The organism is Wolbachia endosymbiont of Drosophila nikananu (assembly GCF_028981865.1).
GTDB classification, from domain to species: Bacteria; Pseudomonadota; Alphaproteobacteria; order Rickettsiales; family Anaplasmataceae; genus Wolbachia; species Wolbachia pipientis_B.
In genome coordinates, this window is the sequence record NZ_JAPQLL010000069.1 from 14,258 (window position 1) to 25,049 (window position 10,792).

General features: G+C 35.9%; 12 protein-coding genes and 1 tRNA gene. 10 read left to right on the top strand and 3 right to left on the bottom strand.

What is annotated here, in order from left to right; translation table 11 throughout:
* Positions 1-512 precede the first annotated feature (512 nt).
* The 4 genes from era to OZD67_RS05165 all read left to right on the top strand — a co-directional run bounded on the left by era (position 513) and on the right by OZD67_RS05165 (position 4,659).
* Complete coding sequence (gene era / locus OZD67_RS05150) at positions 513-1,397, top strand: GTPase Era (protein ID WP_182183471.1); 885 nt, start codon at positions 513-515, stop codon at positions 1,395-1,397.
* Positions 1,390-2,211 (top strand): 3'-5' exonuclease, encoded by an 822-nt coding sequence (locus OZD67_RS05155; RefSeq protein WP_182183469.1) that lies wholly within the window; start codon positions 1,390-1,392, stop codon positions 2,209-2,211. Before era ends, OZD67_RS05155 begins: the two co-directional genes overlap by 8 nt.
* 208 nt (positions 2,212-2,419) lie before the next feature.
* Entirely contained in the window at positions 2,420-4,327 is a 1,908-nt protein-coding gene (locus tag OZD67_RS05160) for a WD0745 family porin (protein ID WP_182183468.1), read from the top strand.
* Positions 4,328-4,440: 113 nt separating this feature from the next.
* Positions 4,441-4,659: a TA system antitoxin ParD family protein gene (locus OZD67_RS05165; RefSeq protein WP_182183466.1), complete on the top strand. Its 219-nt coding sequence runs from the start codon at positions 4,441-4,443 to the stop codon at positions 4,657-4,659.
* On the opposite strand, the gene OZD67_RS05170 is transcribed toward OZD67_RS05165, so the two are convergent.
* Positions 4,627-4,803 (bottom strand): hypothetical protein, encoded by a 177-nt coding sequence (locus tag OZD67_RS05170; RefSeq protein ID WP_182183464.1) that lies wholly within the window; start codon positions 4,801-4,803, stop codon positions 4,627-4,629. The two genes, OZD67_RS05165 and OZD67_RS05170, sit on opposite strands and share 33 nt — an antisense overlap.
* A gap of 226 nt (positions 4,804-5,029) precedes the next feature.
* Here OZD67_RS05170 and OZD67_RS05175 point away from each other — a divergent pair, with 226 nt between their 5' ends.
* Both OZD67_RS05175 and OZD67_RS05180 read left to right on the top strand, forming a co-directional pair.
* A complete protein-coding gene (locus OZD67_RS05175; RefSeq protein ID WP_182183463.1) occupies positions 5,030-5,836 on the top strand; it encodes a DUF2163 domain-containing protein in 807 nt (268 codons plus the stop codon).
* Between the two features lie 31 nt (positions 5,837-5,867).
* A tRNA-Ser gene (locus OZD67_RS05180) sits at positions 5,868-5,954 on the top strand.
* A gap of 117 nt (positions 5,955-6,071) precedes the next feature.
* Here the strand turns inward: OZD67_RS05180 and OZD67_RS05185 are convergent.
* A complete protein-coding gene (locus OZD67_RS05185; protein WP_182183461.1) occupies positions 6,072-7,115 on the bottom strand; it encodes a class I SAM-dependent methyltransferase in 1,044 nt (347 codons plus the stop codon).
* A gap of 101 nt (positions 7,116-7,216) precedes the next feature.
* On the opposite strand from OZD67_RS05185, the gene OZD67_RS05190 reads away from it, so the two are divergent.
* Positions 7,217-7,588 (top strand): hypothetical protein, encoded by a 372-nt coding sequence (locus tag OZD67_RS05190; protein ID WP_375138158.1) that lies wholly within the window; start codon positions 7,217-7,219, stop codon positions 7,586-7,588.
* The gene (locus tag OZD67_RS05195) at positions 7,589-7,873 is read left to right on the top strand and encodes a DUF2610 domain-containing protein (protein WP_007549418.1); all 285 of its coding nucleotides are present in this window, start codon (positions 7,589-7,591) and stop codon (positions 7,871-7,873) included.
* Between the two features lie 6 nt (positions 7,874-7,879).
* On the opposite strand, the gene dapD is transcribed toward OZD67_RS05195, so the two are convergent.
* On the bottom strand, positions 7,880-8,710 hold the full coding sequence (dapD, locus tag OZD67_RS05200) for a 2,3,4,5-tetrahydropyridine-2,6-dicarboxylate N-succinyltransferase (RefSeq protein WP_182183458.1): 831 nt from the start codon (positions 8,708-8,710) through the stop codon (positions 7,880-7,882).
* 73 nt (positions 8,711-8,783) lie between these two features.
* On the opposite strand from dapD, the gene OZD67_RS05205 reads away from it, so the two are divergent.
* On the top strand, positions 8,784-9,212 hold the full coding sequence (locus OZD67_RS05205; RefSeq protein ID WP_182183456.1) for a zinc-ribbon domain-containing protein: 429 nt from the start codon (positions 8,784-8,786) through the stop codon (positions 9,210-9,212).
* 117 nt (positions 9,213-9,329) lie between these two features.
* A complete protein-coding gene (gene rpe, locus OZD67_RS05210; protein ID WP_182183454.1) occupies positions 9,330-10,010 on the top strand; it encodes a ribulose-phosphate 3-epimerase in 681 nt (226 codons plus the stop codon).
* Positions 10,011-10,792 lie beyond the last annotated feature (782 nt).

The window sequence follows — 10,792 nt, forward strand, 5'->3', positions numbered from 1 at the left end:
GTTTAAGACAGTATAGTACGCCAATTTGCAGGATTAGAGAGTGACAATTAGCTAACACGGGGTTTCTTTTGCCTTTTTTTTCTGCTTAGTAAATTTCTTAAACATTTAAACTAAGGTGAGTTGCATTTAAAAGCAGCTAAATTGCAGTGTTTAAGACTTAAAAAAACGCCAATACAGAAAATAGACAATGACCAGGGCTTCTTTTGCCTTTTTTTTCGTTTGGTAAATTTCTTAATACTTATAGCAACATGAACAAACATTCGAGAGTAACTTCCGCTAGTAGGGTGTCATCCCAGTGCCCAGACACTGGGATCCAGAAGACGTAATTTCAACCAAGTGGCTGCATGATAAAGACTAGATCCCAGTGTCACGCACTGGGATGACAGCTACCCTGACAACCGTCATCCCGCTACTTGTTAGCGGGATCTAGAGATACCGAGGCGGGATGACGTAGGGGTTGCCGAGATTCCAGTGCTTGACACTGTCATCCAGTTTTCTTTATAATTTCCTTTGTGAAAGAACAAAAGTGCTTATTTGTAACCATAGCTGGCTTACCAAATGCTGGGAAGTCTACATTAATTAACAGCATCATAGGCAAGAAAATTGCAATTGTTACACCCAAAGTGCAAACAACAAGGACGCAAATAAGGGGTATTGCAACATGCAACAACACACAAATTGTCTTTACTGACTCCCCAGGAATTTTCTCAGCAGAAACAAAACTTGAAAAAGCTTTAGTCAAGTCTGCATGGTCAGCAATAAAGGGTGATGATATCACTTTGTTACTTGTTGATGTAAGCAATTACTTAAAAAACATAGAAAGAATAAAAACTATATTTGCACGACTGCAGCGCACAAAAGGCAGATGCATTTTGGTTATCAATAAAACTGATTTGGTAAAAAGGCCAGAACTCAAGATGGCTCATGAGCATCTGAATCTGCTTTATAAATTTGAAAAGGTGTTTACGATATCAGCATTAAAGAATGATGGCCTTTCTGATTTGATGAGTTACTTGTCTGAAGTTGCACCGGTGAGCCCTTGGTTTTATGAAGAAGATCAAATAACCGATTCCTCGACAAATTTTTTATCAGCAGAAATTACGAGAGAAAAATTATTCTTGAACTTGCATGAAGAATTGCCATACTCTACAGCTGTTATAACTGAACAATTTGAGGAAAAAAAAGATGAGAGTTTAGTCATCAAACAGATCATATTCGTGTTGAAAGATAGTCATAAAAAAATAGTGCTAGGGAAAGATGGCAGTAATATTAAAAAAATTAATATCGAAGCACGTGCTGAACTAGAAAAATTATTTGAGTGCAAGGTTCACCTCTTTTTGTTCGTAAAAGTGCGACCTTGGATCGACCGTCCGGAGGAGTATATAGGCAATGCTTAATTCTTTGTTAGTATTTGATATTGAAGCTATACCGGATATAAATTCCTGCAAGAATTTGCTGGATATTGATGACAATAGTAGTGTAGAAGAGAAGAGGGATGCATTAACAAAGTACCACCTGGAAATAACAAACGGGCAGAACTCTTTTCTGCGTCAGCCCTTCCACCAAATTGTAGTTATCAGTTTTTTACTTTGCAATATAAGCTGCCAGAGCGGTTACGAAGTGTTCACACTGCAAGAAATTAGATCTGGAGGCACACTAAATTCCAGTGAAAAGGAGCTAGTGAAAGGATTTTTTAACTACATATCGGAGAAAAAGCCAAGATTAGTTTCGTTCAACGGACGCACTTTTGATATACCAGTGCTAAAGTATCGTGCTATGGTCCATGGCATTCAAGCAGAATATTTTCATAAAGCTGGCGATAAGTGGAATAGTTATAATCAGAGATATAGTAGTGATTGGCATTGTGACTTACTTGAAACCCTCTCTGATTTTGGAGCCTCTGCAAGAGTAAAAATGAACGAAGTTTGCGCAGCATTTAATCTTCCTGGTAAGATTGGAGTTGATGGGTCACAAGTTATGGGCTTATACGATAGCGGCAAAATACAAGAGATTCGAGATTATTGCGAAACGGATGTAATTAATACTTATTTGATTTACTTAAGGTTCATGCATCATCAGGGAAGGATTACTACTGAAAGCTACAACAAAAGCGTGGAAGAGCTGCTTTTAGAGTGCGAAAAAAAAGAACATCTGAAGAAATTTAAAGAAGAATGGCAAATAACTTGTGGTGGAAAAATTTTACTTCCATAGAATAAATAGTAGAGTTATAATGCACTAATAAGCGGACCTCTGTACTAAATTTTGGTTAATATACACGTTGAGCGTATTAAGAAAGTTGCTTTTAAGGTATTGCATTTTACTTTTATTTTCGTTATAAGGTTGCTTTAAGTTGAATTTTCAACATTTTTATATTATTTACATTTAAGACAATGATTTCGAAATTTTTTGGGGGCACTTCATGAAAAAATCTATTTATACTAGAACTGCTCTAGTTTCTTTATTAACTTTATGTTCTTTCAGCAGTTTTGCAGCTGACTTTTCTGATGAGAGTATGAAGGAAATAAAAAAGCAAGAGAGCACAAAAACTTCTGGAAAAACGGAAGTTATGAAAACATCAAATAAAAAACTGAAAGAAAAGATGGACAGAATATGTAATACTGATCCAAGAAAAAAAGCTGAAGAGCTTAAGAAAAAAGAGGAGCTAAGATTAGCAGCCGAGCAGAAGAAAACAGAGGAGATTAGGCTAGCAAATGAGAAAAAAGCAAAGCTTATAGAGGATTCAAAAGCGAAAGCTCTAAATGCTAAGAATTCTAATATAGAAAAAGGTAAAGTTTCAAAAACTAAGGTTTCTAAAGCTAAGAATGCTAAAATTAAAGCTAAAGATGTAAAAGTTATTAACAAAAATACAGAGGAAAAAGTTAAGGTAAATCCTGTTGTTTCAGTTGGTGGAGTTGATATTATCGACACTAACCAAGGAAAAGATGGCTTAAGAATAACTTTCGGTGGTGTTGTTGATGCTCAAAGCCATGGTAAACCTGGAATAATTGGTGATAAGCGTTATAACATTATGCCAGGAAAATCTACAGATTATTTTAACAATGTTCAAGATGAAATAAAGGGAGCAAATCCGGTATTTCCTGAAGGAATAGGAAATATTGGTGATTACAGCGAAAGCATGGGTATGATTTCGGATGCAATATTGCACTTAAGAGCTGAAAACAAAAATGAAGATTTAGCACTTCTTTATGGTGCTGATGTGCAGTTTCATGTCCCAGTTACTGAAGGTAAGGGAGCTTCACAGGGTGTTCATGCTGCAAAAGGCAGAAGTGCGCATGTGTTTGTTAATTCAAAATATGGTGATTTGAAACTTGGTTATCAATTTGGTCCTGAGGCTCTGATGAGACTTGATGCAACAAGAATTGCAACTATTGATGGAGCTGCAGATAGTGACTGGTTCAGAAAAGTGAATTTAGAAGGGAGCGCTGCAAGTTTTCCATTTTACGTAACGCCACGTCTTTACACTGAAAGTTTCTCAAGTGAAAGTGAAAGATTCTCTTTCCGTATGGCAGGGAAGTACCATAAAGACGTTATGACTACACTGCCGTTTAGAGCTGCTTACTACTCACCAAATTATATGGGTGCAAGGTTTGGTATTAGCTACTCACCTCGCTATGATAGTAGTTTATTTATTGTGAAGGAGGATAATGATATAAGACATGTTGGTCCAGACTATGAGCACATAGTAAGCGCTGGTGCATCATATGAATATGACTTTAGTAAACATAATATAAAAGTTAAAACCTCTGTGGTTGGTGAGTATGGTCAGGCAAAAAAACCAAATGAAGATAAGCATCTTTATAAAGAATTTACGGAGTATAATGACCTAATGGGTGTGAATTTGGGTGTAAGCGCTGATTATAAGATTAATGAAGACCAAGGCATAAAATTTGCTGCCTCTTTTGCATACTTGGGCAAATCTGGTCAACCAAAGAGTATTAAGGAATACGGCCCCACTGCAAAAAAGTATAAAGATACTAGTGATAATGCTAGAAAAAGCGGCTTAACGCAATTTAATACAGAGGATACAATGTATTGGACTGCAGGGGCTGGTTATCAATATGAGAATATCTACACAAGCTTGACATACTTTGGCAGTAGAATGAATGATGGAGATATGCTTCACGATGGTGCACTTGGCGTTCAATATGATCTTTCTCCTGCATGCAGTAAGAGCAAATTTGTTCCTTACGCAGCCTTACATTATTTTATGACTGATGAAAAAGGTGCGCTGAAAGATCAAAAGGGTACCGATGTACCTTCTAATCAAGGAATTCTTCTACTTACTGGTGTGAAGTTTTCTTTCTAACCAGCTAGTACACACCACAATTCAATGTGGTGTGTATTTCCAGATGAAAATTGTTTATATTGAAAAAATTTTCAATATATGGTATAATAGCTTAAAGTAGAAGTAACAATATCATGGATATAACAGTAAATCTTGATGGGGAGCTTGAGAAAATAGTGCAGTCTCATTCTATGTTGCAAAATCGTTCTGTACCGCAGCAAATTGAGCATTGGGCTAAAATTGGTCAAGTTGTTGAAGATAACCCTGAGCTAAGCTATAACATCATTAAAGAAATCCTTTCAGGCATCGAAGATGCAAAATCAGGTGATGTTGAGGAGTATAAGCCTTTGTAGCCATATTCCATAATGCTCCTTTTCTATCGTCTCAGTGCCAATTTTTGTCATACCAGTATTTCTCTCCTTGTTATCCCAGCACCCCTCTCCTGTCATTCCAGGCTGGAATCCAGCTTTTGATCGAAAATGTTGTATAATGCACAATCAATTTTTCTGGATCCAAGTAGTCAAGGTACTGCCTTTGTCTTTGAGGCAAAACCGGCTATAACACTTAACATACTGCCTTTACAAACATTTGTTTGTAAAGCTGTATGTCAAGCACTGGAATGACGCTTTATGGCTACTTAGATGATGAGAAAAGAACACACTTCCCTTATTCTACTAGCCGTATAGCTACTTTCAAATTCAATCAATTAAACAGGAGGCCCATATGCAAACCACACTAAAAAATCATTTAGCTCAAGAATTACTTACCATCGCTACGTGCTGGAAATTAACGCTTGCAGGTGGAGAAGTAATGGGATTCACTGACTATGATGAAGATTTAAATATTAATAATATACTCTATAAATCTTCAAGTGGATTTACAGCCAGTAGTATAATATTAAACAGCGATTTAAAAACTGATAATCTAGAAATTGAAGGGACATTAAATAGTGTTGATATTAAAGAAAAAGATGTTTTATCAGGAAAGTACGACTTTGCAAATATTGAAATATTTCTTGTGAATTATAAAGACTTGACCCAGGGGACAATGAATCTACATTCAGGAACTTTTGGTAAAGTGACATTAAGTAGTGGAAGATTTATTGTTGAAATTAGAGGGCTCTCAGCAAAGCTTGAGAGAAGCATAGCAGAATTATACTCTCCTGCATGCAGAGCGCAATTTTGCGATGATAAATGTAAAGCCGATACCAAAAAATTTAGTAAAATAAGTACAATCACTAAAGTAATAGACGAAAGAAGATTTGAAGACATGAATTTAACTGAGAGTGATGAATATTATAAGCACGGAGTAGTGAAATTCTTTGGCTCAACAGCGTTTGAAGGTATAGTAAAAGAATATGAAAATAGAGTGGTTACATTGTTTACTTCGCCTTCATACCAAATTTTTGCTGGAGATAAATATTCAATACTCGCAGGTTGCGATAAAACATTTCCAACTTGTAGAAGCAAGTTTAACAATACTGTAAATTTTCGTGGTGAACCCTATATACCAGGTTTTTATATTGTTTAGCAGCACAATTTTCAATATTATGAATATGCATGGAAAGGTGGCTGAGTGGTCTAAAGCACACGCTTGGAAAGCGTGCACATATGAAAATATGTCGGGGGTTCGAATCCCCCCTTTTCCGTATATCACTTCTAGAATAGTATAAAACCCGCTATGTCAGCCTCCTTTTACTCCACTTAGGTATGTACTAATATACCTAATTTTGTTACAACATTCCCAATAACATAAATTATTTTAGCTATACTATCAATAGCATTGCTTTAAAAAGAGTGCCCATATTTTCAGTCAACCTTAAGAATTCACTAAAGATCCTATTCTTTTGTTCATCGCTTGCGCTTTTCATTAAAGCCTGGGTTCTTTCTTTTATGCCAAAAAGATATAAAAATTCTCTTTGAGTTAAAATCTCGCAATCTACGTGTTTTAATGAATCTTTTAATACTTGAAAGTTTACAAGTGCAGTAATATCGCTATTACCAACATTCTCAAGAAAATTAGCATACTTATGTTGTTTTATCGATTGCAAAGTGCTCTTATATGCGGGGTATACATAACCGTAATCTATAATCAAAGCAGCTCCTTTATTATTATGTATCTTCTTCTCAAGTTTTTTTAATATTTCAACCCCAGTTGAACATATTTCCACCACTGCACCATTAAAAAGTTTTCCATTTGTCGTCTGAGTCGCTAATACTGGAACCCATGATTCTTTCTTTCTGGATTTCAGTGCCAAGCACTGGAATGACACTCCATCATCTTGTTTTGTTACCCTATTTTCGTACCACTGCCCATCGCGGTAAATAAACTGATCTATTGGAAGAGCGTCAAAGAACTCATTTGCTAAAAAAATGGTTGGTTGTTCTGGTAGGTTGTCAATATCTTTGTGCCAATTAACACCTAAGCCTTTTAATTTTTCCTTTTGTATCTTCCGTAAAGTAGGGCTTATTTCAACTAAGTGGATCAACATTGAATTAAAAAAGCTGCTGTATTTTTTAGTGACTCTTATTATATCGTGAATGAGTGTTCCTTTGCCTGGCCCAAGTTCAACTAGAGAAAATTTTGATGGCTTTCCTAATTTTTCCCATGTATGCATTATCCAAACTGCAATTACTTCACCAAATAATTGGCTGATCTCAGGTGCAGTAGTAAAATCACCATCCTTACCAAGTGGTAATCTACTCGTATAGTAGCCGTATCTTTCATGGTACAAAACGGCATTCATGAAATCACTGATGGATATTGATCCTTGACTTTTGTCAATTAATTCGTGTATATAAGTGAGCATGTTATTAATAAATGTTTAACTATAGCGTGCCATAATATAAAATAGTAGAGTATTTATATATATAGTATAAACTTAAGTTTGTGAGTAATAGTGCTTCAGTTATGGACGACAAAAACACCGATTATGTTGCCCTTATACCTCAAGATGATAGTATTGAATACAAATTTGAAGAAGCTGTCAATTTTATAGAAAACAAGGTTATAAATGCTGATGGACTAACTTTAGCGGAAGTGTTTCAAGTGCTAGTTCAAATGCTAGATGGTGATCTAGCATTGGTAAAAAAAGTACTAGCATATGCTAATATTATGGCAAAGCATGGAATGAAGGTAGCAAAAGAGTCGCAATTAAGCAGAGCTGATGTTCGCCGAGCTTTGGAAGGTAAAGAAAGTGTTGTCAATAGACAAGATTTTATAAAGAAACCACCTCTTCCACCTGCTATAAAATCGACCAAAAAGAAAAGTAGAGGTCTTTAGATGGCTGAATCTATAAAAAAATTTACTGTACAATGTGACTTCAAAGGACAAAGTTCACCTTTTGCAATATATATAGGAAATCCAAAAAGTGATGCTCATCCAATTCATCATCAAGATTCCTGGCTTGTAAAAGAACGTGGAGGGAATATTCCTAACAAAGTAAAAGAAAGTCTACAAAAATTATATAAACTATCTCAAGAAAATGGAGTCTCTTTCTCAGAGTTATGTGCGTATGCCATTACTGTGGTTAGTAATAATGATAAAAAAAGTGACGACAAGCAGTGAGATAGTTTAATCTCTCAATATTTCATTTATAGAGGTTTTTGATCTTGTCTTTTCATCCACTTTTTTTACTATGACTGCACAATAGGTTGAAATGTTATTTTTAGATGGAATAGACCCTGGTACCACTACAGAACAAGGTGGCACTTCGCCATAAAATACCTCGCTAGTTTCTCTATCAATAATCTTTGTTGATGCTCCAATAAACACACCCATGCCAAGGACTGATCCTTCTCTAACTACCACACCCTCGGCTACCTCGCTACGTGCTCCAATAAAGCAATTATTTTCTATAATGACAGGTGAAGCTTGAATAGGCTCAAGGACTCCACCTATTCCCACTCCACCGGAAATATGGCAGTTTTTTCCTATTTGCGCACAGCTGCCAATCGTTGACCAGGTATCTATCATTGTTCCTGAATCAACATATGCACCAACGTTGATAAAACTTGGCATTAGAACAACATTTGTACCTATATAAGCAGATCGGCGGACAAAACACCCAGGAACTGCTCTAATTTTTAACTGGCAAAATTTCTCCTCATTCCATTCACTAAATTTGTTACCGATCTTGTCAAACCAGCAATTGGTATTATCTATTATTTTGTTTTCTTCAGTGAGAAAATGTAATAATATTGCCTGCTTTATCCACTTATGTACTAACCATTCTCCACTTGATAGCTTTTCTGCTACTCTAATTTTGCCACTATCAAGGAGCTCAATTACCTCTTTAATTGCTATTCTTGCTGTTTCCTTTAGGTTACAGTCATTAAATTTTTCTCTATTTTTCCAAATATTTTCTATCTCACTTTGTATTTTTTTTAGTTGCAAACCTTCCATTTGTTATATATATTAATATTAAATTTATAGTTCTCTATCATTTGAGCTTGTTACTACTTTATATGTAAGTGCTATGAAAATACAATGTAATAGTTGTACTAAAACTTACTTAGTATCTTCTGAGCAAATTGGTCCATTTGGAAGAAAGGTAAAGTGTACGAACTGCAATCATATATGGCATGAACATCTAGAAGAAGCATCAAGCAAATCGCACTCTGCTAATATACAGGAAAAAAAAATTAGTGGAAGGAATTTTTTACAGAGTCTAGCATTTACCACTCTAGCTTTTGCGACAGCTACAGGGTTATGCGTCGTAATTGCTAATGGCATCTTTCCTAGAGAGATGAACAAAGCATACAAAACGATCAGTTCATATAAGGATTCAATAAGCTATAAATTAGGATACAAAAAAGAACAAACAGAAAATCCAAATGTGAAAAAACTTGTTGTAAATAAGTTTTATCAAGACTACCTTTTTTTATCTAATTTAAGATCTAGTTAAATAGGCATAAACCATCGCCGGTATCGGTATTCAGTTCCTATAGCTACTCAGATGATGCAAACAGTATTAGGGTGACAGAGTTTTAAAAATAAGTTATCTTTTAGTAAAGAACAGCTCATGAGTATTAAAATTGCACCTTCTATACTTTCAGCAGACTTTGCAAAATTAGGAGAAGAAGTAAGAAAAATTAGCGATTTAGGTGTGGATTACATACACATAGACGTTATGGATGGGAATTTCGTCTCAAATATTACAATTGGTCCTAGCGTTGTCTCTGCAATACGTAAATATAGCAATCTTCCTTTTGATGTGCATTTAATGGTCAAATCTCCTGGTAACCACATTGAAAGCTTTATAAATGCTGGTGCTGATATTATCACTGTACATGCAGAAGCAGAGATACACCTTGAGAGGTTGATAAGAAAGATAAAGTCATACAAAAATGTAAGCGACGCAAAAAACCCGATTCAAGCTGGAGTCTCAATTGTTCCTTCAACTTCCCCAAGTGTGCTTGAATACATAATACATGAGCTAGATATTGTGCTGATTGTGACAGTCAACCCTGGCTTTGGAGGGCAGGAATTTATTCATTCACAGTTGAACAAGATATCTACTATAAAAAAAATGATACAGGAGCGTAATCTTAAAACACAAATTTCAGTAGATGGTGGAATTAACTTTTCTAACGCAGCTGATATAATAAAAGCAGGTGCTGATATTTTAGTTGCGGGATCGGCAATATTCAAGGCTGAAGATATTAAGAAGGCCATAAACGATCTTAAAAATCCATCGTGGTAATCCTATATAGCTAGTGCAGCCCTACGTCATACTGCGATTCATTCCATAGCTGTACGAACGTTGTAGTTTGGACCACCAGTGGAGCAGTGCCCAGACACTGGTCCTATGCAACTTAATTAAAAACGTTTGTTTTAGCGTAAACCCTTAGCTCATCAGCTCAGTTATAAGCAAAATTTCTGGATTCCAGACTGGAATGACACCCTACTTAACCGTCATACCGCCGTGGTATCTCTTAGCCGCTAACAAGAGATCCCGCTAACAAGCAGCGGGATGACGAATTGCTTAACCGTCATTCCGCCACGAACCGTCATACCGCGATTCATTCGCGGTATCTCATCCGCTAACAAGAGATCCCGCTGCGGGATGACGATTGTCAGGGCCAGCGCCTCTATGATGTCATCCCAGTGCCCAGACACTGGGATCCAGAAAAATTGATTATGTACTATACAACATTTTCGATCAAAAGCTGGATTCCAGTGCCAAGCACTGGAATGACACCTCTCTTGGGCTCTTTTAGCTATAAACATTAAGAAATTTACCAAATGAAAAAAAAGGCAAAAGAAACCCTGGTCATTGTCTATTTTCAGTATTGGCGTTTTTTAAGTCTTAAACACTGCAATTTAGCTGCTTTTAAATGCAACTCACCTTAGTTTAAATGTTTAAGAAATTTACTAAGTAGAAAAAAAGGCAAAAGAAATCCCGTGTTAGCTAGTTGTCACTCTCTAATCCTGCAAATTGGCGTACTATACTGTCTTAAACGACTTATAAGCGCGTTTCAGCTT